Source organism: Acinetobacter calcoaceticus, assembly GCF_900520355.1.
Classification (GTDB): domain Bacteria; phylum Pseudomonadota; class Gammaproteobacteria; order Pseudomonadales; family Moraxellaceae; genus Acinetobacter; species Acinetobacter calcoaceticus_C.
On record NZ_LS999521.1, the window covers coordinates 2,061,488 to 2,085,294 of the forward strand.

22 protein-coding genes are annotated in these 23,807 nt (G+C 36.5%); 10 read left to right on the forward strand and 12 right to left on the reverse strand.

Features of this window, described 5'->3' with window-relative positions; genetic code table 11:
- The first annotated feature begins 465 nt into the window (after nt 1-465).
- The 3 genes from AC2117_RS09855 to AC2117_RS09865 all read left to right on the forward strand — a co-directional run bounded on the left by AC2117_RS09855 (nt 466) and on the right by AC2117_RS09865 (nt 2,527).
- Nucleotides 466-735: a YARHG domain-containing protein gene (locus tag AC2117_RS09855; protein WP_003651599.1), complete on the forward strand. Its 270-nt coding sequence runs from the start codon at nt 466-468 to the stop codon at nt 733-735.
- 18 nt (nt 736-753) lie between these two features.
- Complete coding sequence (locus tag AC2117_RS09860) at nt 754-1,167, forward strand: HIT family protein (RefSeq protein WP_042896449.1); 414 nt, start codon at nt 754-756, stop codon at nt 1,165-1,167.
- 253 nt (nt 1,168-1,420) lie between these two features.
- A complete protein-coding gene (locus AC2117_RS09865) occupies nt 1,421-2,527 on the forward strand; it encodes a porin (protein WP_133973752.1) in 1,107 nt (368 codons plus the stop codon).
- Between the two features lie 110 nt (nt 2,528-2,637).
- On the opposite strand, the gene AC2117_RS09870 is transcribed toward AC2117_RS09865, so the two are convergent.
- Nucleotides 2,638-3,231, reverse strand: a complete 594-nt coding sequence (locus AC2117_RS09870; protein ID WP_133973754.1) for a YidB family protein — start codon at nt 3,229-3,231, stop codon at nt 2,638-2,640.
- A 99-nt stretch (nt 3,232-3,330) separates the two neighbouring features.
- Nucleotides 3,331-3,792 (reverse strand): DUF6231 family protein, encoded by a 462-nt coding sequence (locus AC2117_RS09875; RefSeq protein WP_133973756.1) that lies wholly within the window; start codon nt 3,790-3,792, stop codon nt 3,331-3,333.
- 39 nt (nt 3,793-3,831) lie between these two features.
- Between AC2117_RS09875 and AC2117_RS09880 the strand changes: the two genes are divergently transcribed.
- Nucleotides 3,832-4,701: a DUF2797 domain-containing protein gene (locus tag AC2117_RS09880; protein ID WP_197731019.1), complete on the forward strand. Its 870-nt coding sequence runs from the start codon at nt 3,832-3,834 to the stop codon at nt 4,699-4,701.
- A 44-nt stretch (nt 4,702-4,745) separates the two neighbouring features.
- On the opposite strand, the gene lpxB is transcribed toward AC2117_RS09880, so the two are convergent.
- Nucleotides 4,746-5,921 (reverse strand): lipid-A-disaccharide synthase, encoded by a 1,176-nt coding sequence (gene lpxB / locus AC2117_RS09885; RefSeq protein ID WP_133973760.1) that lies wholly within the window; start codon nt 5,919-5,921, stop codon nt 4,746-4,748.
- A 220-nt stretch (nt 5,922-6,141) separates the two neighbouring features.
- Between lpxB and AC2117_RS09890 the strand changes: the two genes are divergently transcribed.
- From AC2117_RS09890 to AC2117_RS09915, 6 genes are all read left to right on the forward strand, one after another.
- The gene (locus AC2117_RS09890; RefSeq protein ID WP_133973762.1) at nt 6,142-8,241 is read left to right on the forward strand and encodes a TonB-dependent siderophore receptor; all 2,100 of its coding nucleotides are present in this window, start codon (nt 6,142-6,144) and stop codon (nt 8,239-8,241) included.
- Between the two features lie 66 nt (nt 8,242-8,307).
- Nucleotides 8,308-8,607 (forward strand): hypothetical protein, encoded by a 300-nt coding sequence (locus AC2117_RS09895; RefSeq protein ID WP_197730898.1) that lies wholly within the window; start codon nt 8,308-8,310, stop codon nt 8,605-8,607.
- Nucleotides 8,600-10,156, forward strand: a complete 1,557-nt coding sequence (locus AC2117_RS09900; protein ID WP_227549190.1) for a PepSY-associated TM helix domain-containing protein — start codon at nt 8,600-8,602, stop codon at nt 10,154-10,156. Before AC2117_RS09895 ends, AC2117_RS09900 begins: the two co-directional genes overlap by 8 nt.
- Nucleotides 10,153-10,434, forward strand: a complete 282-nt coding sequence (locus AC2117_RS09905) for a DUF1634 domain-containing protein (protein ID WP_133973764.1) — start codon at nt 10,153-10,155, stop codon at nt 10,432-10,434. Before AC2117_RS09900 ends, AC2117_RS09905 begins: the two co-directional genes overlap by 4 nt.
- A 153-nt stretch (nt 10,435-10,587) precedes the next feature.
- The gene (locus AC2117_RS09910; RefSeq protein WP_133973766.1) at nt 10,588-11,475 is read left to right on the forward strand and encodes a sulfite exporter TauE/SafE family protein; all 888 of its coding nucleotides are present in this window, start codon (nt 10,588-10,590) and stop codon (nt 11,473-11,475) included.
- Nucleotides 11,476-11,592: 117 nt separating this feature from the next.
- A complete protein-coding gene (locus tag AC2117_RS09915) occupies nt 11,593-12,681 on the forward strand; it encodes a 3-deoxy-7-phosphoheptulonate synthase (RefSeq protein ID WP_197730899.1) in 1,089 nt (362 codons plus the stop codon).
- Nucleotides 12,682-12,782: 101 nt separating this feature from the next.
- Here AC2117_RS09915 and AC2117_RS09920 read toward each other — a convergent pair whose 3' ends face one another.
- The 9 genes from AC2117_RS09920 to ybaK all read right to left on the reverse strand — a co-directional run bounded on the left by AC2117_RS09920 (nt 12,783) and on the right by ybaK (nt 23,794).
- Nucleotides 12,783-13,523 carry an adenosylcobinamide-GDP ribazoletransferase gene (locus tag AC2117_RS09920; protein WP_133973770.1) on the reverse strand — a complete coding sequence of 247 codons (741 nt, stop codon included), beginning with the start codon at nt 13,521-13,523 and terminating at the stop codon, nt 12,783-12,785.
- A 111-nt stretch (nt 13,524-13,634) separates the two neighbouring features.
- Nucleotides 13,635-15,206, reverse strand: a complete 1,572-nt coding sequence (locus tag AC2117_RS09925; protein WP_133973772.1) for a histidine-type phosphatase — start codon at nt 15,204-15,206, stop codon at nt 13,635-13,637.
- Between the two features lie 124 nt (nt 15,207-15,330).
- On the reverse strand, nt 15,331-15,930 hold the full coding sequence (locus AC2117_RS09930; protein WP_133973774.1) for a histidine phosphatase family protein: 600 nt from the start codon (nt 15,928-15,930) through the stop codon (nt 15,331-15,333).
- The gene (gene cobT, locus AC2117_RS09935) at nt 15,923-16,978 is read right to left on the reverse strand and encodes a nicotinate-nucleotide--dimethylbenzimidazole phosphoribosyltransferase (protein ID WP_133973775.1); all 1,056 of its coding nucleotides are present in this window, start codon (nt 16,976-16,978) and stop codon (nt 15,923-15,925) included. The genes AC2117_RS09930 and cobT overlap by 8 nt, the downstream gene beginning before the upstream one ends.
- 1 nt (nt 16,979) lies before the next feature.
- On the reverse strand, nt 16,980-17,498 hold the full coding sequence (cobU, locus tag AC2117_RS09940) for a bifunctional adenosylcobinamide kinase/adenosylcobinamide-phosphate guanylyltransferase (RefSeq protein ID WP_133973777.1): 519 nt from the start codon (nt 17,496-17,498) through the stop codon (nt 16,980-16,982).
- On the reverse strand, nt 17,486-18,112 hold the full coding sequence (locus tag AC2117_RS09945; protein ID WP_133973779.1) for a 2'-5' RNA ligase family protein: 627 nt from the start codon (nt 18,110-18,112) through the stop codon (nt 17,486-17,488). The genes cobU and AC2117_RS09945 overlap by 13 nt, the downstream gene beginning before the upstream one ends.
- 110 nt (nt 18,113-18,222) lie before the next feature.
- Nucleotides 18,223-20,370 carry a bifunctional mannitol-1-phosphate dehydrogenase/phosphatase gene (gene mtlD, locus AC2117_RS09950; protein WP_197730900.1) on the reverse strand — a complete coding sequence of 716 codons (2,148 nt, stop codon included), beginning with the start codon at nt 20,368-20,370 and terminating at the stop codon, nt 18,223-18,225.
- Between the two features lie 560 nt (nt 20,371-20,930).
- Nucleotides 20,931-23,165 carry a TonB-dependent receptor gene (locus AC2117_RS09960; protein WP_133973781.1) on the reverse strand — a complete coding sequence of 745 codons (2,235 nt, stop codon included), beginning with the start codon at nt 23,163-23,165 and terminating at the stop codon, nt 20,931-20,933.
- Between the two features lie 164 nt (nt 23,166-23,329).
- Nucleotides 23,330-23,794 carry a Cys-tRNA(Pro) deacylase gene (ybaK, locus tag AC2117_RS09965; protein WP_133973783.1) on the reverse strand — a complete coding sequence of 155 codons (465 nt, stop codon included), beginning with the start codon at nt 23,792-23,794 and terminating at the stop codon, nt 23,330-23,332.
- Nucleotides 23,795-23,807: the final 13 nt, after the last annotated feature.

Genomic DNA, 23,807 nt, shown 5'->3' on the forward strand with positions numbered 1-23,807 from the left:
CATTTTCGTCTAAATTAAAATGGGCCCAGTGAATTCCACTTAATCCTAAAATACAAAATGTGATAATTATCACGCTTTGTATTTTTATAATGTCATTGATATATTTCTTTTTCATTGACCTCATTTCCAACTTAAGCCGTCTATTTAGCAAATAAAAAAGCTATAAAATCTTATTTTTCCCTATAATTTTTTATATGTTCTCCCCCGAATTAGGAGCATATTTTTCTATCACCAATAAGAGTTAGAATGAATTAAATGAAAATCAAATTCTGGAAATATATATAAAATTTAGCTTAAGTTTATGTTTTTATTTGATTTTTATAAATTATTGATATCTAAAGTTTTTATTTATTTTGTAAACAATTTATCAACCAAAATGACACTTGAGTAATTAATAGTCATTGAAATATTGGTAATAAACCTTATATTGAGTACAGGTTCATACCTTTAATTGAGGAAACGCTCATGAATAAATTTATGGTTGCAGTCTTTACTGGCATGGTGAGCATTGCTGGTTTAAACGTTCAAGCTGCAACGCCTGAGCAAGAATGTCAGAAATTGCAAGACGATTATAATTTGATTTATGCATCAAAAGGCTTTTGTTTTAAAGATCCTGATGCTAAAGAAAAATATGGTAATGAAAACTGTCATACGACAAAACCAAAGTTTTCTGACAAAGAGCAACAACGTCTTGATGCGATTAAAGAGCGTCAGAAAGAATTGAAATGTAAATAATTTTTAAAGGAATAATACATGGCATACGATGATCAAAATATCTTCGCAAAAATTTTACGCAATGAACTTCCAGCGATAAAAATCTATGAAGATGATCAAGTTCTAGCTTTTATGGATATTATGCCTCAAGCCGATGGTCATACATTAGTTATTCCAAAAACACCTGCTGTAACGCTGCTTGATTTACCCCCAGAAGCAGCCGCTTATACCATACAAATTGTTCAGAAAATTGCGAAAGCAATGGAAAAAGCCCTCAATTTAGAAGGTATTGTCTTAATGCAACTTTCTGGAGCAGCGGCAGGCCAAACTGTTCCGCATGTTCATTTTCACCTTATTCCTACAAATGTGCATCAACTTGGACGCCATGCTGTAGAGTTAGGTGACCAAGAAAAAATCAAAGGATTAGCTGAGAAAATTAAAGCAGCTCTTTGATTTTTAATTCATTAAAGCGGAGTTTTGACTCCGCTTTTTTTCGTCTAAAAATTATAAAAATTAAAATAATTAATATATTTCTAAATTTTAACCGTCATAAAACTGTCATTTATTTTTCACGCCCCTGTCACAAAGTTTGCCGATACTGCTTAGCAAGTTGGTGAGCTTTTGTAACTTTTTGTACATAAGTCAACTACAAAATAAATAGTTAACTAGGCATACGCCATTTTTAAATACTTTTGGAGAAATCTCAATGAAGAAATTGCTACTCGCTGCCGCAGTTGCAACTTTGAGCATAAACGCGGTGCAAGCAGCGCCAACTTTGTATGGCAAACTGAATGTTTCTATTAACCAAGTTGACAATAAAAATTTCGATGGAAAAAGTGACGTTACCGAAATTAACTCAAATTCTTCTCGCATTGGGGTAAAAGGCGAAGAGAAATTAACTGACAAGCTATCTGCTGTTTATTTAGCCGAATGGGCAATTTCTACTGATGGCTCAGGTTCTGATACTGATCTTAGCGCTCGTAACCGTTTTATCGGTTTAAAAACTGAAGGCGTTGGTACATTAAAAGCAGGTAAGTATGACTCTTACTTCAAGACAGCTGCTGGTGGTAACCAAGACATCTTTAATGATGACACTCGTTTAGATATTACCAACATCATGTACGGCGAAAACCGTTTAGACAACGTGATTGGTTTTGAGTTAGACCCTAAATTGCTAGCTGGTTTAACATTCAATATTATGGCTCAAACTGGCGAAAGCACTTCTGACAGTAAAGATGGTGAAACTGGTAAAGATAGCAAAAATGATAGCTTTGACTCAGTATCAACTTCTCTTGGTTATGAAAACAAAGACCTTGGCTTAGCAGTGGCTGCTGCTGGTGACTTCGGTATAAAAGGTAAATATGCTGCTTACGGTCTGAAAGATGTTTATACAGATGCTTACCGTGTAACAGGCTCTTATGACATCGCAAAATCTGGTTTTGTAGTAGGTGCGTTATGGCAACATGCTGAACCTACTGATGACTTGACTGCATATGGTCAAACATATAAATCAGATGGCGCAATCGATAAAGCTGGTAAAGCTTATCGCGGCTTAGAAGAAGAAGCTTATGCGGTAACTGCTGCTTATAAAATTCCTAATACTAAGCTTAAAGTGAAAGCAGAATACGCTTCTGCTGAAACACAAGTAAGTGGTCAAGCAGATCGTAAAATTGACTTGTACGGCTTAGGTCTTGATTATCAAATCAACAAACAAGCTCGCTTCTACGGTATTGTTGCTCAGCAAAAACGCGACTGGATTAAAGAAGACGACAAGCAAACTGTTGTAGGTACTGGTATCGAATATAACTTCTAATCAGTTATCTTTGATTCATATCTAAAATAAAAGGGCTAAAGCCCTTTTATTTTATTGTGCAGATTAAAAAAGCCGATATAAAAATTATCGGCTTTTTTTAAATTTGTCACTTACTTTAAGAAACCACTTACGAGATTCATGACATTTTGAATATCTTGGTTTGCTTCTTGATGATCAGTACTGTCACCCTGAGGCGTTAATGAGTCAATGACTTGAGGTAAGACTGAAGCAATTGCACCGTAAACTTCTTCTTTCGGTGCTTGTGCTTGCTGAGCAACTTGTTCAATATCAGAAGCATTAAATAAGCTTTGTAATTGTTGAGTAGGAACGGCACTATTCGCTTGATTTGGATCGACCCAGCTTTGAACCTGATTACCCAGACCTGCTCCTTTTAACTTTTCTAAAGCAGCTTGTAAGCCGCCTTGTTGTTGAACCCAGCCTAAAATTAAAGGCACAACCGCAATCAATAAACTTTGTACACCACCGCCTGCTTGAGGCGCATTATTATTATTTCCAGTCACTTGACCTAATACAGAACCTAATACTCCACCAAGGCCACCTTGAGCACCAGAAGAAGTATTACCCCCCATTTGTCCAAGTACAGAACCTAAAATTCCACCCAAACCGCCTTGACCTGATGTTTGTTGATTCCCACCTAAAGCTTGCTTAGCCAAAACCTCAACAATACTGCTTAAATTTGTCATGTGTAACTCTTATGTATGGTTTACACATGAGCATACGCGGATTCTTGTTAAGACAGCAAAAGCCAAATTGTTAAATTTTGAAAGAGGTTAAATAGTCTTTTACCAACGGAATTTATTCCAGTTTTCAGGGTTTGCCCAAAATCTTGAGTTAAACCAATCTGGAACATGTTTATAGGTCAATATATTAAATTGCCATAAAGCAAAATCGCTACCATGCGAAGTCTTATCAATGAGTTGGGTAAACCCTAAAGAACGCAATAATTGTTCATCACTTCGTTTGCTCACCACAACAATTCGTTTTGCTAATAAATCACGTAGTTTTACTAATAATTGTGATTTTTGTACTTCAGTTATGTTCTGCATTTCATCGGTATCAAATAATACAAAACCCAAATCATAACGCTGAGTAAAAGGCAGACTTAAAAGCTCAGTTACGGTAAAATAACGCCATTGAATTGCGTTATTCTGGTCAATTTTCTGGCCAATACAAAGTGCAGTATGAATGGGCTGTTCTTTTGATAAATCGTCTAGCATAGAAGTGATGACATTTTGTTCAGCCATGACTGCAACCCTTAATTGAAAGATGTGAGTTTAAACTTTATGGAACTACAAGGCATTTGCCATAAAATGCATGCAGGCCTAAAAGATGCTAGTGTAACTGATCAACAGACAACCAAGGCAAATGTTGAATACAAATTTGTATTAGACCGTTCAGAAATTGATCTTCCTTTTAATTTAGGACAAGAACTAGAAATCGAATGGACAGGTAATATTTATTGCACTTCTTGTGGCACTAAAACACCCAAGTCATATTCTCAAGGCCACTGCTTTAAATGCTTTAAAACTAAAGCGGAATGTGACCTCTGCATTATGAAACCGGAAACATGTCATTACCACTTAGGTACATGTCGTGAAGATGACTTTGCCCACAATGTTTGCTTTCAGCCGCATATTGTCTATTTAGCGAATTCTAGCGCTTTGAAAGTGGGTATTACGCGTGTCAATCACATGCCAGGTCGTTGGTTAGATCAAGGTGCAACTCAGGCCTTACCTATTTTAAAAGTAGGTTCACGTCGCTTATCTGGCCAACTTGAAACCATGTTTGGTTCTTTAGTTGCTGATAAAACTGATTGGCGCAAATTACTCAAAGGCGAGGCTGAACCACTTAACCTTGTTGAACAACGAGATCAGTTAATCGAAGAGTTTGCACCTAAAATTCAAACTATTCGTGAAGAATTTAGCCAAAATCTTGAATTTAACGAAACTGTTGAATTATTAGAAGATGAGTTACCGCGTGAGTTTGTTTACCCAGTTGAACAATATCCTGAAAAAATCAAATCATTAAACCTCGATAAAACACCAAAAATTCGTGGTGTATTACAGGGTATTAAAGGTCAATATTTAATTTTTGATATTGGCGTGATTAATGTTCGTAAATATACAGGTTATGAGCTTATAGTACGTGCTTAAGCTAAAATAGAAATAGGCATTCAGAAGAATGCCTATTTTTTTAATTACTTTTCTAAAATTCTTAAAATTGCCTGTACTGAATCTTCTGTATTCCCAGAAATAAGCTGTTTATGCATGGTTAAATGTTGCATCACTTGAATTTGAGCTTTTTCAATATTCATCAGTTTTTCTATTTCAGCAGCTAAATTTTCTGGTGTTGCATCCGCCTGAATCAGCTCTTCAATTACTTTTTTACCAGCAATGATATTCGGCAAAGAGTAGTAAGGAATTTTGACCAAAAACTTCGCAATTAAATAGGTCAGCCAATGCAACTTATAAAAAGTGACCATAGGTCTATGCATTAACATTGCTTCCAATGTCGCTGTTCCAGAAGCTAAAGCAATAATGTTACTAGCATTCATGACCATACGGCCAACTTTTGATTCAGTGTCTGTATTTTCTAAAATATGAACTACAGCTTTTAAATGAGGTGCTAATTGTTCAACACCCTGCTCAATCTGCTGTTTACGTGCATCGTTAATTGCAGGAATTAAAAATTGAATATTTGGATATTTCTTGTGCAAAATATTGGCAGCGCCCAATAGCATAGGAAGAAGTCGTTCTACTTCACCTTTACGGCTGCCTGGCAACAAAGCAATATGTTTTTGATTTTCATCAATACCTAATTGTTGTTTAGCAATTTGAATTGGATTTTCAAGCGGTAATTGCTTTGCTAAGGGATGGCCTACAAAAGCTGCTGGAACTTCATATCGCTGATAGAAAACTTTTTCAAAAGGAAATAAACAAAGGATTAAATCTATACTCTGTTTAATGCCATGAACACGTCCCTGACGCCACGCCCAAACTGATGGACTCACATATTGGACGGTTTTTATTGGAAGATTCTTCTCTTTAATACTTTTGGAAAGTCTAAGATTAAAATCTGGCGCATCAATACCAATAAAAATATCAACGGGTTGCTCCATCCATTGGTTAATTAAACTATCACGTACCGCAAATAATTTTTTTAAGTCTTTTAGTACTTCAACAATCCCCATTACCGACAAAGTTTCCATCGGGTAATAGCTTTTAAAACCTTCAGCAATCATTTGGGGACCACCGATTCCCTCAAATTCAGCATCAATTCCCTGTTCACGAAAACTACGCATGAGCTTAACGCCAAGTGTATCTCCAGAAACTTCCCCAACTACAATGCCTATTTTAAGTTTTCGGTTTGCCAAGGCGATTTACCCAAGAATTTGAAATAATGCATTCTAGCATAGAGATTTATCAATCTTGAACTTGATGCTTAAGCTATAAACACAAGACAAAATTTTATCTACTATCTAAAATTACATTAAGTATTTATCTTTTAATCTAAATTAACAATACTTTTTCAATTGTAGCTTTTATTTACAAACAATAGAATAAATGAGAATTATTAACATTATCTTTAATCTTATGAATATCCCACCTCGACCGTTTAAGCTATCCGTCATCGCCTGCGCGATTTGTTATGCGAATCTCACCTATGCTCAAGATACTAATGTGCAAGCCCTGCAAACGATTAAAGTAAAAGCTTCGGATGTTGAGCAATCTTCAGAGCAAACCAAAGCCTATAATGTTAAAAACTCAAATAGTGCAACTAAGCTTAATATTGAAGCTAAAGAAACCCCTCAAACCATTAATGTCGTTACTCGTCAGCAAATTGAAGATTTTGGTTTAACATCCACACGAGATATTTTAAGTAATACACCAGGTGTGACTGTAACTGGATTAGAAACAAACCGAACCACTTATACTGCTCGTGGTTTTGATATTTCAAATATTTTGGTTGACGGGATCGGTATCCCTCAAGTTGATAGCTATAATTATAATAATAGTGATGCAGACAGTTATTTCTACGATCGTGTTGAAATCGTAAAAGGCGCTGATGCCCTAACAAATGCTCTAGGTGATCCTGGTGCTACAATTAATTATATTCGTAAACGCCCTACCAAAGAATTTCAAGCAAATGCTGGGGTGAGCTATGGTTCATGGGATACCCAACGTTATGAAGCTGATATTTCAGGATCTCTTACTCAAGATGGTCGTGTACGCGGACGTCTCGTGGGTTATGAGAAAGTAGGAGATTCTTATCTAGACCGCTATTCAGAAGAAAAAAATGGATTTCAAGGAATTTTAGAAGCTGACGTTACAGACACCACAAATGTTTCAGCAGGATATTCGAAAACTCGTCAATACGCCAATGGTTCTCAATGGGGTGCTCTACCCTTGGTTAATTCCAAAGGTGAACCATTAAGTTATTCTCGTAACTATAATTATGCACCGTCATGGACATACTACGATTGGGAAATAGATAATTATTTTGCCAATATTGAACAAAAATTATGGGGAGACTGGAAGTTAAGATTAGGCTATAACCTTAAGAAATCAGATGTTAAAGATAAAATGCTTTATCTCAATGGATTTCCTTCTGCTACTGACAATACATCTGGTATTTCACTATTACCAGAGATTTATAATCAAAAATTTAAAGAAACTACTACTAATGCAGACATTCAAGGTACTTTTAATTTATTAGGGCAGCAACACGAAGCAAATATTGGTTATAACTGGTCAAAATATAGTGCTCAAAGTGTTTATTCGTATGGCAGTAGTTTAGGTGTTATTACCACAGACTTACCAAGCTGGACTCCTGAAGAACCGACTTGGGGAGACTTTACCTATGCTGACCCAGAAGAAAGAACCATGAAGTCCGTTTACGGTGCGACTCGTCTTCATTTAGGTGAGGATCTGAAATTTATCTTAGGTGCCAACTACACTGAAATCGACACTTTAGAATATAAAAAGAATAAAGTTTCTCCATATGCAGGTGTTACATATAACTTTACTCCTGAATACACAGGTTATATGAGTTACACCTCTATTTTTAGACCACAAACTGTTATCGATCTTTCTACTAAACAAACAGCTGTACCAGTTGAGGGTGAAAGCTATGAATTAGGTGTAAAAAGCGCTTGGTTAGATGGAGCTTTAACAGGAAATATCGCCATCTTTAGAACAGACGAGGATAATTTTGCACTAGATCCATTATGGGATCCGCTTTATAACAAATATTCATCCCCGATTGGAACAATTAGATCACAAGGTGTTGAGGTCGGATTAACTGGAAAATTAACTGATAACTTAGATTTAGTTTTTGGTTTTTCAACATTTAGTCTAAAAAATATGGAAACGGGTGAAAGAGGCAGACCTAATATCCCAACTCAAACGCTTAACGTTTTAGCTTCTTATACTGTTCCACAAATTCCAAAATTGAAAGTAGGTGCAAGCATTAAATGGCAAGATGATATACATGACACCTCTTACTCAACTGTAAAACAAGATGCATATGCATTGCTTAACGTTATGGCCAGTTATGATTTAAATGAACATGTACTGTTCCAAGTGAATGGAAACAATCTAACAAATGAAAAATATTTGTCAGGCTTATCTGGTGGCCAAGGCTACTATGGCGCTCCAGCCAACTATACAGTTGCTATAAAGTTTAAATATTAATATCGTAGCCAATCTCAATTTAGGGATTGGCTTTACTTATTATTCTTTGTGTATGTGTCAGTAAAGATGTCCAAAATTGTAAATCTCCCAGTGTCATATCGTATAAAAGTTTTCTATCGATTCTTGCTAGTTTTCGGTATGGGTTTTGCCTGTATGGCGTATTTAAGTCTTGGACTTACTGGAATTTTCCGTTTGACCTTAGATAAACCTGAGGCCATCTATCTTGCAGCATTTATAGCAATTCTATTTTACGTATTGTTCGTCATTATAGGTTTTTGCATTCAATCGCTTTTGAAACTCACTGGGTTATCAATCGTACTCTGTGCCCTTTTCTTTTTTGCAACGCGTATGGTGGGTTATGCATAAAGGTATACGCCAATCTATGGCATGGCTACACTCCTGGACTGGTTTAATTTTTGGATGGCTCGTATTCGCCATTTTCTTAATGGGAAGTTTGTCTTATTACCGCCACGAAATTAATTTATGGATGCAGCCTCCACTTGCGCAATATGAAGTAAAGCAAGATATTGCTATTAAAACAGCCTATCAATACTTACAAGACCATGCTCCAGATGCCAAATCTTGGTATTTAAATGTTGCAACACCTGAGAGTCCGGTAAACACCATGTATTGGGAAAAACCAGACGGCGGTTATGGAAATGCAACTCTGGATGCAAACACAGGCCAAGAGCTTAAACTTTCGGCAACGCTAGGCGGCGATTTCTTTTACCGTTTCCATTATCAACTCTTCGGTTTGCCAATATTCATCGGACGACTAATAGTATGTCTTGCCGCATTTATTATGTTGATTGCTTTAGTTTCAGGCATTATTACCCATAAAAAAATATTCACCGACTTTTTTACTTTGCGTACATTTAAGTCTCAGCGTTCATGGCTAGACTTTCATAATATTTCTTCGGTCATTGCACTTCCTTTCTTTTTAACCATTACCTTTACAGGCTTAGCTATTTTCTTTTATTTATATCTGCCTTGGGGAATGCAGAAGCTCTATCCAGAAAATCCATATCAATATTTTACCGAAATACGTACAAAGGCTGTGCCCGAGAACGAGTCAATACAGCCAGCTCAGAACCTATCTATCGAAAAGTTATTAAGCCAAGTGCAACAAAATTGGGGAAATCAAACTTTATCGACAATGAGTATAAAAAATCCAAATACCAATCAGGCACAAATCACCTTTATTCAAAAAGAAGATCATTCAATTACCCGTAATCAGGCTCAAATTACATTGAATGCATCAACAGGCGAAGTCTTAGCAGACACACGTAATAATAGTGCGATTGCAACGCTGAATGCGGGAGTCTACGGTCTACACATGGCAACATTTGCCCAGCCTTTACTTCGCTTAGGTTTCTTCTTTTCTGGCATTTTAGGTTGTGTCATGATTGCGTCAGGCTTGTTACTCTGGAGCCTTAAACGCCAAATTCAAAATAAGAACAGTAAGTTTCACTTTGGACACTATTTAGTTGACCGTTTAAATGTCGCAACTTTTGTGGGACTGCCGTGTGCAACTGTGGCCTATTTGAGCGCAAATCGATTATTTACAGTTACTTCAACCACCATCAATTATGAAATTTATAGTTTTTTCTTGGTTTGGCTAATCAGCTTAATCATTGCTTTAGTCACTAAAAAACAATATTTATGGCGAACTCAACTGAGTATTTTTATTCTGCTTTGTATGGCGCTTCCAATCTTAAATTTAAGCTATTTACTTCAACATGACTATATTCAAAGCTTCAACAATTATTGGGTCTTTGCACGTATAGATGTATTTTTGTGGATATTTGCAGGCTTAGCGATTTTTATATTCTGCAAAATTCAACCTATTCAGCATAAAGCTGTAGAAAAAGTCCAAAAAAAGCTGAATAAATTAAATACTGAGGTGAGCTCATGATCTTTATAGCTTTCATCTTAATTTTATTAGGAATGTATTTGTTATTTATGGCGAGTGAAAAATATCGATCGCCAAAATCAACAGGCCATTTCAAATCATTAGCTCAAAAATATTACCCATACTTTAAGATAGCTGCATTCATATTGTTTGTTTTATGCGCATATATTCTGATTCGACATTATAACTTTTCAATTGGTTTTGTTAGTTGGTGGATCTTTGCAACGCCGTTAACTTTTGGTCTCATCCTTTTACTGAACCCATTAAAATCATCAAAATAGTCTTTAATACTAATAATTTGATGAAAAATGTCTCAGACTAAGCAATATTTTGATTGCTTAGCTTTTTTTTGCATAAGTAAATCATTATTCATGACAACTGTTTATCTCTAAAAGGAATAAGATATGGACATTTCGTGATAAGTGGCGATAAAGATGTTTGGTCCTTTTGAATTTATCTTAGCGGGTATGTTAGTTGGTTTCTGTGTAGGGATTACAGGAGTTGGTGGTGGATCATTAATGACACCAATTTTAATTAGTCTTTTTAGAATTGAACCGCATATCGCAATTGGTACCGATTTACTTTATGCCGCAATTTCAAAGTTCTGTGGCTCTATGGTCCATGCTAGAAAACTTAATATTGTCTGGCCAATTGTTTTATGGCTTGCAGTGGGTAGTATTCCGGCATCTTTCGCTACATCTTGGGTACTTGAACACTTTTTAAGCCAGTCAACTCACTATAAAGCTGTGTTAACCATGGTTTTAGGTTTTATGCTAACTCTGACGGGTGTTTCAATTATCTTTCGTTCTCGAATTGAAAAATTCTTTAATCGTTTTAGAAGTAAAGAAACAGTACAAACAGAAAATGAGCAATTGGCTATTCACCATAAACGCCTCTACATCATTATTATGGGTATTATTTTAGGCGTGTTCGTAACGCTTTCATCGGTTGGTGCTGGTGCATTTGGTATTATGGCACTCGTGATCATGTTCCCGAACTTGCCAATGATTCGAATTATTGGTTCAGATGTGGTACACGCCGTATTGCTTACCTTAGTGGCGGGCCTTGGACACATGAGTGCTGGTAACGTCGACTTTACGCTTCTTATGTGGTTATTAGTAGGTTCAATTCCAGCAATTATTGTAGGTACGCTCATTAGTTCCCGCATGCCAGAACGTTTAATCCGAAAAATTTTAGGGATTACTCTATTTGCTCTCGGTGTTAATTTTATGGTTAACCCGGTCAAAGCAAAACCAAAAGCCCCTGTGGTACAACAACAAGTAGTGATTGCTGAAAAAACAAGCAACTCAACTGAACAATAGCAAAATCAATAAGATTTTTCCAAAGCGAAATACCATGAGATGTAGGATTTTCATAATTATTTCATGGTATATTCAGTACACAAAACAACCTTTAGTATGATCGAACCAGTGACAGCAATGAATACACATTCAAAATCAGTTTCCAAGCCAGATATCGACGACGTTAATATTAAAAGCATTCAAACTCTTGTAACTCCAGCCGAGCTTAAATCAGAGCTGCCTTTATCTGATGTTGCTTCACAAACCGTCCTAAAAGGTCGTGAAACCATCCGTAATATTTTAGATGGCTCAGATAAACGTTTATTTGTCGTTATTGGCCCTTGCTCAATTCATGACCCTAAAGCTGCTCACGAATATGCCGATCGTTTAAAAGCATTAAATGAAAAAGTTAAAGACACTTTATATTTGGTTATGCGTGTTTATTTTGAAAAACCACGTACAACAATTGGCTGGAAAGGTCTAATCAATGACCCAGATATGAATGACTCATTTAATATTGAAAAAGGTTTGCGCATTGGCCGTAAGCTTTTACTTGAATTAAATGAAAAAGGTCTGCCATGTGCAACTGAAGCACTTGACCCGAATTCTCCACAATACTACCAAGACTTAATTTCATGGTCTGCAATTGGCGCACGTACAACCGAAAGCCAAACTCACCGTGAAATGTCTTCTGGTCTATCGTCACCAGTTGGTTTTAAAAATGGTACGGATGGTGGCTTAACTGTTGCAACCAATGCCATGCAGTCTGTTAAATATGGTCATAGTTTCTTAGGCCTTAATGACGATGGTCAGGTTTCAATTATTAACACCAAAGGCAACCCATACGCACACGTAGTTTTACGTGGTGGTAATGGTAAGCCAAACTATGATGCTGGCTCTGTTGAAGAAGCAGAAAATGCTTTGGCTAAAGCAAAAGTAAGCAATAAAATCATGATTGATGCAAGTCATGCAAATTCAAACAAAGACCCGTACTTACAACCACTTGTTCTTAAGAATATTACTGAACAAATTTTAGATGGAAATAAGTCAATTGTTGGTCTTATGGTTGAAAGTCACTTAAAAGGCGGCCGCCAAGATATTCCAGAAAATCTTTGTGATCTAGAATATGGTAAATCAGTGACTGATGGCTGTATTGACTGGGAAACAACCGAAAAAACATTACTTGAAATGCATGAAGCTTTAAAAGACGTTTTACCAAATCGTTAATCCATCTTTTTAAGAATATCGATTAAGCCCTCTTTTTTGAGGGCTTTTTATTTTAATGAAATTTCTAGATAAGCCGTAATAGGGTTTAAAAGTTTTATTATTTATAAATAAAAATAACTTACGATAAAAGCAAAAAGCAGCACAGTTTCGCTAAGCTCAATCGCGGCCCCCACAGTGTCCCCTGTAATGCCACCAATACGTTTTATAAACAGATGTCTTAAATAAACAAGGCTCATTAAAAACCCAATCACGGCGATTAGACCTTGCCATCCCCAATATAAAGGTAACAGCAAAACTAACCCAATTATTATCCAAGAAGCTGTTTTAGGTAAATGGTCGGTCAGAGAACGGCCTAAACCTTTTTCACGAACATACAGTGTAGTTAAAAATAAAATGGATGGCACAAGGCGCCCAAGTGCAGGAACCAATATTAAAAATAGCATTTGATGTTGTTCAATCAGTACATAGACCAGTGCGAACTTGAGCAGACATATAACAACTAAACTCAGTACTCCAATGGGGCCACAACTTGGATCCTTCATAATTTGTAAAGTACGTAGCTTGTCTCCAAAACCACCTACCCACGCATCTGCCGTATCTGCCAGCCCATCTAAATGCAAACCGCCTGTTAGCCAAATCCATAAAGTCATTATGATGGGGGCAAGTAGAAGAATTGGTAATTTTGCGAAAAGACATGCAATAAGAAAAAGAATGCCACCGATAATGAACCCAACCAAGGGATAAAACAAAATAGCTCGACCATTTTGTTGCGCCGTCGGCATTGTCTTTAACTCGATTGGCAGAACAGTTAAAAATTGCAATGCGATCCAAAAGGGTGTCATATCCAATCCAAGTCTCTAACTGATCTATATTCAAAACAGATTGAATTATGAAGAAATAAAAATGGGAATAGCAATCCCTATTCCCATTAAATACTTCAGAAAACTGAAAATCTATTGTATTTGATAGCATTGTTTCAATTTTATATAGTCGTAGTAGAAACTGGTTGGGCTATAACGCGCGTAGTTACATGCAGACTTAAATAAAGTCTCTTTTTCGTTATAAAGCATTTTTACCAAAGTATTGCCTTGGTTATTTTGATAAATATCCCACTGTATATTGGCAGCCATAGGTGAAACCACTTCTGCGCGCCATGAGCTGGTTGAGTAATTATACGTCTGGCGAAGTGGTAAAGGCTGCATCATATTATGTAAGTCTAGGCTGGTGGCCAGAGGAATAATAATTTCTGCATGAGCAAAACGTAAAACCGCTTTGTAAGGTTGAGCTTTATTGACTACAGCATCAACTTGTTGAAATAAATCTTGCTTTAAACCTTGGGCGATTGCACTTGTGACTTGATTTGACTCTGTAAAGCTTGGACCTTTTTCATAAAAATCATTTGCATCATTAAATCCGGCATAGAATTTTGCGGCTTCTACAGGCATATATTTATCAAAATCGATACCTTTTAGTTCATCTTTCATGCCACCAGAAATCGAATAAAGCTCATACACATAAGCTGCTGCATCAACTGCACTGGCGATAGTGTTTTTACCCTTACCTTTTTCCGTAATTTGCTCACCTTTAGGCGAAGTGACTGTAAAAGACCCCGTATTACTAAAGCTATAACCTGTTGTACCCAATTTTTTAATAAAATCTGCTTTAAAAATTGGACTTAACACAGTTAAAGCGACTTGTTCAGCTTGAGTATGATTTGATAATTCATCTAACTTTTGGGTTAAATCTTTATTATTTTCTTCAAAATCTTGATAGGCCTGACTTGCATCATAAATTTTCTGTTGGTTAGCACTTAGCGGCTGAGTTAGGTCTTCATCTGCATTCAAGCTATGGAAATAAAGTTTAAAACGGTCTACCCCACCATCTTCAACACTTGGCACGCTTTCACTCGATAAATTGGTATAAGAGACTGGAACAATTTTATCTTTGAGCTGCGGTTGTTGTTTAATGAGTTCAGCCGTGAAAAATTTAGCACTATCTACCGCACGATCCACACCCGAACTTTGTACCGATATCGAAGCTTGTTGATTAAATAAATTCGGTAATCGTTGTAATAAACGATCAGCAATCCCGCGATGTTCTAAAATACCAGTCATGGTTTCATTACCATAACCAAACTGACGAATTCCTTCCACGCCGTAACCTAACAGAATATTGGCTTTCATCATGGCCTCTAGGTCAGCACCTAATTGCTCACCTAACGGCGTTAAGGCATTTTCTGCTTTTGCCTGTTTCCACAAATTATAAAGTGCTAAGTCATATTTGAGACTTGATAAACCTCTTGAGCCATGGCGAGCCACTAACTCTGTAAAAACAGGTTGGAATCCACTTGGTGCTTGTTCATAGCTTTTTAATTCTTGTTGAGGTTGGTAAGGTGTCTTTGTTTGATAATACTTTGATTGGGTTGTAGGTGGTGTCGTTGGCTGATCATCTTGATCGTCATTATTATTACAAGCCACAAGCACTAATGACGCGGCAAGCAGCGTTGTTTTAAATAAAATATTCATAAGTCAGATAAGCTATTAATAAGAAATGCTCATATCTTAATTTTTAGCAATGACAGTACGATTACAATATTTCAAATATCTTTATAAAAATAATAACTTACAAGTGTATAAAAATATAAAGCTGCTATCTCAGTATAAAAGTTAATTGACCATCTGTTTTAGAAAATTCGAGAGAATATAAATTCCCAAGCTCCGCTGGCATTTTAAGTAGGTCATCTAAAGGCTGTTGCCCGGCTAAACAAACCAATAATTTAATTACGCCCCCATGGGTAACAACTAAAGCATGTTGCCAGTTTTGGCTCTGCATTTGATCAATTAATTGCTTAAACCCAATCAAAACTCTATTTTGAAATAGAATTAAACTTTCTGCATTAGGAGGACAATACTGACTAGGCTTTTGCCAAAAATTTGCTAGCAACTCGGGTGAGGTTTCATAAATCTGCTGTGTTGAAACTCCTTCCCAATCACCAAAATACATTTCTTTTAAATCGGGACTTAAAACTAACGGTAATTCTTTTTGTTCAGCTAGCTGCTCGGCAAAACAAGCACAACGTTTTAATGAGGAACTAACAATCACATCCCATGGCTGATTTGCGACTTGCTCAATGGTTGACTCCATTTGCTGCCAACCTTTTGCTGTTAACTCATCATCTAAATGCCCCCGTAAAGTATGGCTAAACTGAGTTTCACCATGTCTGAGTAAATCAATTTTCAATTTACTCAATTTTGTCTCCACTTACAGCCGCTTGAGCAAACGTTGCCATTTGATTATGTAATACGCACGCCATTTTAACCAAAGCCAAAGCAGCACCAGCTCCACTACCTTCACCTAAACGCAAATTCATCTTTAAAATTGGCTCAGCATTAAGTTCTTGTAAAATACGGCAGTGACCATATTCTGCCGATTGATGTCCAAATAGCATCCAGCCCCGTACATCAGGGTTCATTCGTACCGCACATAAAGCAGCTACCGAACTAATAAATCCATCCACAATCACGGGTAAACCAATTTGAGCACATCGAATATAAGCACCAGTTATGGCAGCAATTTCCAAGCCACCTACAGCACTTAGGATTTTAAACGCATCACCAATGACATGTTGATAGTGACGCTCTATTGCCTGCTCAATAACTTCAATTTTATGTCTTAACTGATCGGCACCAATTCCTGTACCTACGCCAGTTAATTGCTCAGCCGTCTCATTTAATAAAAGACATGCTAACGCAGAAGCAGAACAGGTATTTCCAATTCCCATTTCACCCGCAATATAAATATCTGCACCATTGGCTTTAGCTGTACCTACGCTCTTTTTTCCTAATTCTAAAGCAGCACGACATTCCTCAGCATTCATTGCAACTTGTTTTGCAAAATTTGCTGTGCCTGCCCGAATACAATAACGCTCAACACCTGCATATTCGTACGCTTCGCCTACTGTGCCACAATCGATAACTTGTAAATGAGCTTGATGATATTTAGCAATTACACTAATTGCTGCACCACCAGTTGTGAAGTTTTGCAACATTTGACGTGTGACAGCTTGAGGATATGCAGAGATATTTTCTTCAACCACGCCATGATCGCCTGCAAAAACTGTGATCCATGGATAATTAACTTGAGGATGAGCGTTGGACTGTAAACTAGCAAGTGTAATTGCAATCTGCTCCAAATCACCTAAAGCGCCCGTAGGTTTAGTGAGTTGGAGTTGATATTGTTCAGCTTGTTTTTTTGCTTCCAGATTAGGTTGCTTTACCGATTCTAACCACCAGTTCATTTTACTTCTCACCTTTTAAAATCATTGGAAAACCAGCTACACAAAACACAACTTTATCTGCAATTTGTCCTAGAGCTTGATGCAGTCTGCCTGCTTCATCTACAAAACGACGGCTAATCTCGCCTAATGGCACAACACCCAGACCAGTTTCATTACTGACTAAAATAATTTCTGATTGAAGCTTAGGTAAAACGTCTATTAGTTGCTCACATTCAAACTCTTGAACGTTTTGATCATCTAAAAGTAACAAATTCGTTAGCCAGAGCGTTAAACAATCCACCAAAATGATTTGATTAGGTCGATCAATTTTTTGCAGAACTTCTGCTAAATATAATGGCTCTTCAACTAAGGACCAGTGAGCAGGACGCTGATTTTGATGGTGTGCAATTCGGTTTTGCATTTCTGGATCAAGCGCTTGCGCCGTCGCGACATAAGTCACAGCTAATTGCATAGATATTGCCGTTTGTTCAGCCAGTCGACTTTTACCAGAACGAGCACCACCCAAAATTAGTTGCAACATGAATCACCTAAAAACAAATGCTGATATGGATATAACTTACCTTGTAAAGTTTGAGCCTGATAATAACCAAACGTCAAATGCTCAATTTTAAGTTCAAATTCAGCATGCTTATATTGTACAGGCAATTCAGAAATTTTTTGCAAAATCAAATCACTACTATAGTCTTTTTTATATAACCCTAAGGTAATGTGTGGGCAATAATCTAGAGCTGCAATTTCATTAGAAACCGTGCCTAACTTCTGTCGTATTAGAGATAAGATATTTTCGGCATCTTGAATTTCTACAAATAAAGCACTACTAAAACTATCAACTGCTCCAATTTTTAAATGAAATGGAGCAAAATCCTCTTTTCTTAAAATTTCTCTCTGCTGCTCAAACTCATTAAAACTAAAATCATCTTTATAAAGTTTAGATTCTTGAGTCAAAAAACCGCATATAAACAGCGTGACATGATATTGACGGCTATTAGGTTCTAATAAAAAATCTGAAAAATGCGCGCGTAATGTATCTAAATAATCAACTAATTTTTGATCATTAATTTCCAGATACCATAAAGCATAATTTTGACGCCCACAGTGCCATTCCCGATAATCCCGGATAAATGTTGGCACCATGAGCGTAGAGGGTTTTAGCAGCACAGCTTTAATTCAAAATGATTCAATTTTTGTATTAAAGCATGTTTACCTTTCAATTCAATTGTAGAGTGCAAATTTATTGAACGAATTTAAGCATATTGAGTGCGCGTAGTGTTGGAGTTAGTACTATTCATGTTCAAAGGTTGCTTGCCTTGTTCAGAAAATAAATATTGAATTAATTGCGTCAACTCAACTTCCAACTGCCGTTTCTGAACTGTACTCAAATCTAAATTCTGAATTTGTTGCTGTAAATGTTTAATCGCATCAGCCTCATCCATTTTCAAAAATTGAATTGCATAGGCATAACCCAAAGCAGCACCCTTTAATAAGTTTTTATAGGGTAAGTCATGACTAATATTCACCACAATTGATGCTATTACCCGTTCATTGTGACTCAGTTTTCGTAGAGGATCTCGCGCCACACGCTGACATGGATCTTTAAATGCATATTCACATGAATCTAGAAAACTTTGCGCAAGTCGATCCAGATCTTTTGCGTAGTTAGGCAACACGATTGCAAGCCCTTGCTTTACTTCTGTAATTAAGTTCTCAGCAAAAGCTTTAACAGAACTATCTCCCATAGCAACACCAATAGAATCATAGTCCAGTAACGATGCATACCAAGCAAGCATCGCGTGTACGCCGTTCCACAGTCGGTTTTTGATTAATTGAATATCTGTAATTTGCTCAACCAAGACAACTTGGCGCAATTTTTCGAGTAAAGGGCTACCTTTTTCTACATAAATTGGCATATCAGTTTCGCTATGGAACAAGATTAAATCCATGCTTTGTAATATATGTCCCGGCTGAAAATTACGACGCATATTATCTACATATAAAGAGGCCTGATTTTGCTGATCTTGGGTCAGTTTATTGCAATCTTCAATTTCGACCTGCTCCTCTTGTTCCACATCAGATAAATGCTGTTCAAGAAAATGATGCTTAATGCGAAGCTGACGATATAGATTCTGATTAGATAGTTTTGAAACCATACGGTTTACAACGGTATCGCAAAAGTAATGTTCTTTTAAAATATGCTCTGTCACGTCCTCATCATTAGTTAGTTCTAAAAGTGCTTCTCTAAGATGCTTCATCACCAAATATTTGGCGCCAACTTTATTTAAAATAATTAAAAAAGTTAATGGTTCTATACATGTTTCTAATGTCGAGTTAAAACGAGCGTATAAACCCTTTGCAATCGTCTTTGACTCAGCTTCAATCGCTTGTTCAGGCAAGCAAAGTGCGATCAAACTTGAATGGGTATACATCTCTAACATTTGCTGTTCATTGTCTGAGTCAACAATTGTCATATTTTCAATGCGTTCATCATAAGAAAACTGCCCATAGCGAATGCTATAAGTTCCAAACGCATTTACCGCTTCGCGGAATAGGCTGTTTCGGGTAGAAGCAATAATACGTCTTGGTTTGGTGTATCCATCCCAGTGCGACAAGATTTGCGCTATATAACCGCCACCAATAGCACCAAAACCATGTATCCCAACGGTAAGTTGATTTAGGCTTTGCGGAAAAGGTTCTTGTACTGCTGGCATATCCACAATAGGAATAAATTGATCAAGATCTGTTAAAAAGTCATACATCTGATCGTAATAAAAATCGGCTTTTGCCAACATTTCATCATTTGGTTCTTTAATATCTTTTAATAAAATTGTTTGACCTTCTGATGTGTGCGCTGACGTTAAGCCATTTTCAGAATCTTCGAACATTAAACATTGGTTAGCATCTAAATGAAGTTGACTTGCTGCTTTTAGAAATATTTCAGGATGAGGCTTTCCATTTTGTACTTCATCCCCACAAGTAATCACATCAAAAAACTTATAAACATTTGCGTTAATTAAATATTCTTCTGCTATTGCTCTGCGACTTGAAGTAGCCACAGCCATTCTCAAACCCGATTTTCTTAAACGTTCTAAAACTTGAACCAAACCTTTTTTGATAGGTACGCCGTTTTTTCGTATGTGGTCAAGCTCCATCTCATCGGCTCTTTTTCGTATCTCTTTATATGGAACATTTACACCATATAAACGTTGAGCCAATTGTTCAGCGGTAGTTGCACTTAAACCTAAACATTGCATTAAATATTCGTGTGAAAATTCCTGTCCAATGAGTTCTTGAGATGCGTGTTGCAATGTTTGAAACCGCAACCTCTCAGTATCAAACATTGTCCCATCCATATCAAAAATTGCTCCATGAACAGGTTTTCCATGAAAAATAAGCACGTTTTTACCTCTTTTTTGATCATGTTTTATTCAGGGTATACAAAAAATTGGATAAAAAGGCAGGATGTTAATAAATGAAACATTAGTGGTTATTTTTTAATCAAAAATATAAGTAAACTGTTACTGAGCAGAGTTATAAGCCTAAAAAGGTTGAACAATATAAATAATTATGAAGCTGGCTTTAAATACAAGAGCAGCAAGCCATCCTTGCTTGCTGTTCTTGGTTTATTCTTTTTGTTGCGCTGATCGTATTTATTTTTCTTAGTTCCATTTACCGCTGCTTGGACCTGCATGTTTTTATAATATCTTGCAGGTGTACACATACCAAAAATCAACTCATCTTTCGCCGTTATTCTTGTCTGAGCCTCTGGTATAACTTTAAATCGCCTAAAAACTTAGTATTACAGTAGTAGGCGTTAAATTTAATTATTAAAATATTCTTTAACTTTTAATATAGATAATGATAATCATTTTCATTTGTTGATGCAAGTTTATTTTGCTATTTTTATATTTAATAAGGAATATCTATGATTTATAGATATTCCTTATATCAACTCACATTAATAATTAAATGTATAACTGAGGCCATAAGTACGTCCTTCAGCTGGGATACTTTCTACAAGCCCATATACTTTTTCTGCTTGTTGACTATAGACAGTACGATAGTCTCTATTCCAAACATTATATACACCAAAATCTATACGTCCTTTCCACCACGCTGGGAAATGTGCCAAAACATCCATCGTGCTATAGCCTTTAATTTTTACAGCTGAAAGTGAGTCATCTTTTACGGCTTCATTTGTACCCTTTATAGCAAGCATTTGCACACGAGCGCCATATCCCTCATCATTGTTCCACTCGGCAAAAACAGTACCTTTGATTGGTGATACCTGAAAAGCATTCAACTCTTTCCATTTACCATCCGTATCTTTATATTGACCTCGCGTATAACCAAGCGTTCCCCCCACTTTAAACTCTTCCATAAATGGATAGGTCGCCGTTAGTTCAGCACCATATACACGCTGGTCTTTGTCCATAACCTCAGCAACAGTTTCTTTATTACTGTTCTTGTAAAACTGAACTACTTTATCTGAAGTATTATAGAAACCTGTTATACCTAGATTTAGGCTTTGCTCCCCTTGTAAACGCCAGCCTAGTTCATAGCTGTTTACACTAATAGGTTGGATATTCGCTGTTGAGATATTAAATGCATCACGCATCATTCGTTGTACATCTGGAAAGCTAAAACCTTGAGAGAAATTAGCAAATATTTGCTGCTCGTCTGTTAATTCATATATCGCTCCCAAATTGAATAAAACCGCATCGTCATTTACAGCTCCGTTTGGCTGTATCCCATTTTTAGTCGAGTACTGTTCAGTTTCAGCTTTAATATATTGATAACGAGTACCAGCCTGGACATTCATACGGTCCGTTAAAGCGTAATCACCTTGTAAAAAAACGCCAGCGCTTTGAATTGTTGTATTTGGACCAGCATCGGAGATTTTACCTGTGGGTTTATATGTCAAACCTGTATTAAATGCTGTGAAGTGCTCATAATGTTGATGATCTTTTTCATGTTCATAATCTAAACCATAAGTTAGATTAAGATCACGATTTATAATATTTAAATCACTTTGTACTGTTGACCGCAGACCAGCAACTTCGATTTCAGATTGAGATTGTTTTGCTTCTGTACTTTCCCCTCCTAAAAAGACTGGAAAGAAACGAGCGTCTTCTTTACGGTAATATCCTTCTAGATTTAAGACCTGACCTAAAATATCTTTATTTTGGTATTGAGTGTTGAATGCGTAGCGCTCTGTAAAAGGCTGATTAGATATTTCTAAACCCTTCTTCCCAATATATGAATTAGGCGCTCCTCCATAAATATAATTTTTCCCATAATCAGGACCATAATTCGTGTCTTGTTCATCTTTATAATATTGCGCACCCAAACTTAGTGATTGGTTATCAGTTAAATCTATATTTATACGACTGTTAATATCAATTGTATCAGTGTCAGGACGGCTACCCTGCATAGGTGCTATAGCAATACGATCACCATGGCTATCGAACTGAGACCCGCGACTAGTGAAATTAGCCCCTAAGAAACCATTTATATTATCTTTATTAAATGAAATAGATTGGCCAACTTCATAAGCTAGACTATCACTCCGAAATGTATCAGAAGACGTAATACCAAGTTTAGTCTCAAAACTCACAGGTTTAGTCGAATCAGCACGTTTTGTAATAATATTAATGATCCCACCGGTAGAACCAGATCCATAAATACTCGTAGCTCCAGCAAGGACTTCTATACGTTCAATCATGCCTGGGCTAATACTATTTAACTGTCGAGCAACATCGCGTGATCCATTTTGAGATACGCCGTCAATCATGATCATGACATCACGACCACGCATTGTTTGCCCATAGTTGGTACTCGTTCCGCTACTCACCCCAAGTGATGGAACTAACTGAGCCAGAATATCGGCAATTTTTCGTCCAGCTGTTGCTTGTTGTTCAATTTGCTGCTTCTCAATCGTTTGAACTGTACCTGCAATTTCAGCAATATTTTTGGGTGTTCTTGTCGCCGTCACTATAATTTTTTGCAATTGAGCTACAGGCTTTTGTATCGCTTGATTATTAAGGGTTGCCTTCTCAATATTTGTATTCGCATAAACCTGCTGCGCAAATATTGCTGCTACAGCAATACAACAAGGTTTTAATTTAAAATATCGTGGTTTAGCACACGTCAAATGATTTGAGTTAGCCCCGACCTTTTTATATTGATGCATTTTTTCCTTTCTCCAAGCCCAAAAGTTATTAGTTAAGTTTTATAAGGCTCGGAATAATACTAAATATAAGTAATAATGAGAATTGTTTTTATTAAAAAATTTAATTTAATACTACCTATCTTAAAATTAGTTAATTTAATGAGATAAGAAAGAGATTTATTTTACTAATCAAGCACATCAACAAATTGAGCATTTAAAAGCTGAGCTAAATCTTTAGGGTTTAAACCAATATCAAGCCCTCTTTTTCCGCCACTGACATAAATTTTGCTAAAGTTTTGTGCTGATGCATCAATGACAGTTTTTAAACGTTTCTTTTGGCCTAAAGGGCTAATTCCTCCTACCAAATATCCAGTTAAACGTTCAGCATCTTTAGGGTTAGCCATCTGTAATTTTTTACATCCAAACGCCGTAGCTACTTTTTTTAAATTTAATTGGTGATTAACCGGCAAGACAGCAACAAAATAATTCTTATCGTCACTTACCATTAGAGTTTTAAATACTTCTTTTACATCTAAAGCTAATTTTTCGGCTGCCTCTAACCCAAAACTTTTGGCATTTGAATCATGTTCATATTCATGAATAGAAAATTCAATTTTATTACTTTTTAACAATCTGCATGCAGGAGTCATAATAAATGGTGTT

Excerpts from the sequence above, each read along its gene's own strand:
- AC2117_RS09865 (WP_133973752.1), top strand. The coding sequence starts at position 1,421 with ATGAAGAAATTGCTACTCGCTGCCGCAGTTGCAACTTTGAGCATAAAC.
- AC2117_RS09870 (WP_133973754.1), bottom strand. The coding sequence starts at position 3,231 with ATGACAAATTTAAGCAGTATTGTTGAGGTTTTGGCTAAGCAAGCTTTA.
- AC2117_RS09900 (WP_227549190.1), top strand. The coding sequence starts at position 8,600 with ATGCATAAAGGTATACGCCAATCTATGGCATGGCTACACTCCTGGACT.
- AC2117_RS09960 (WP_133973781.1), bottom strand. The coding sequence starts at position 23,165 with ATGCATCAATATAAAAAGGTCGGGGCTAACTCAAATCATTTGACGTGT.
- AC2117_RS09855 (WP_003651599.1), top strand. The coding sequence starts at position 466 with ATGAATAAATTTATGGTTGCAGTCTTTACTGGCATGGTGAGCATTGCT.
- cobU (WP_133973777.1), bottom strand. The coding sequence starts at position 17,498 with ATGTTGCAACTAATTTTGGGTGGTGCTCGTTCTGGTAAAAGTCGACTG.
- AC2117_RS09945 (WP_133973779.1), bottom strand. The coding sequence starts at position 18,112 with ATGGTGCCAACATTTATCCGGGATTATCGGGAATGGCACTGTGGGCGT.
- AC2117_RS09920 (WP_133973770.1), bottom strand. The coding sequence starts at position 13,523 with ATGACACCCTTTTGGATCGCATTGCAATTTTTAACTGTTCTGCCAATC.
- AC2117_RS09890 (WP_133973762.1), top strand. The coding sequence starts at position 6,142 with ATGAATATCCCACCTCGACCGTTTAAGCTATCCGTCATCGCCTGCGCG.
- AC2117_RS09880 (WP_197731019.1), top strand. The coding sequence starts at position 3,832 with ATGGAACTACAAGGCATTTGCCATAAAATGCATGCAGGCCTAAAAGAT.
- AC2117_RS09875 (WP_133973756.1), bottom strand. The coding sequence starts at position 3,792 with ATGGCTGAACAAAATGTCATCACTTCTATGCTAGACGATTTATCAAAA.
- AC2117_RS09895 (WP_197730898.1), top strand. The coding sequence starts at position 8,308 with ATGTCCAAAATTGTAAATCTCCCAGTGTCATATCGTATAAAAGTTTTC.
- AC2117_RS09915 (WP_197730899.1), top strand. The coding sequence starts at position 11,593 with ATGAATACACATTCAAAATCAGTTTCCAAGCCAGATATCGACGACGTT.
- AC2117_RS09860 (WP_042896449.1), top strand. The coding sequence starts at position 754 with ATGGCATACGATGATCAAAATATCTTCGCAAAAATTTTACGCAATGAA.
- AC2117_RS09910 (WP_133973766.1), top strand. The coding sequence starts at position 10,588 with ATGTTTGGTCCTTTTGAATTTATCTTAGCGGGTATGTTAGTTGGTTTC.
- cobT (WP_133973775.1), bottom strand. The coding sequence starts at position 16,978 with ATGAACTGGTGGTTAGAATCGGTAAAGCAACCTAATCTGGAAGCAAAA.
- AC2117_RS09905 (WP_133973764.1), top strand. The coding sequence starts at position 10,153 with ATGATCTTTATAGCTTTCATCTTAATTTTATTAGGAATGTATTTGTTA.
- ybaK (WP_133973783.1), bottom strand. The coding sequence starts at position 23,794 with ATGACTCCTGCATGCAGATTGTTAAAAAGTAATAAAATTGAATTTTCT.
- AC2117_RS09925 (WP_133973772.1), bottom strand. The coding sequence starts at position 15,206 with ATGAATATTTTATTTAAAACAACGCTGCTTGCCGCGTCATTAGTGCTT.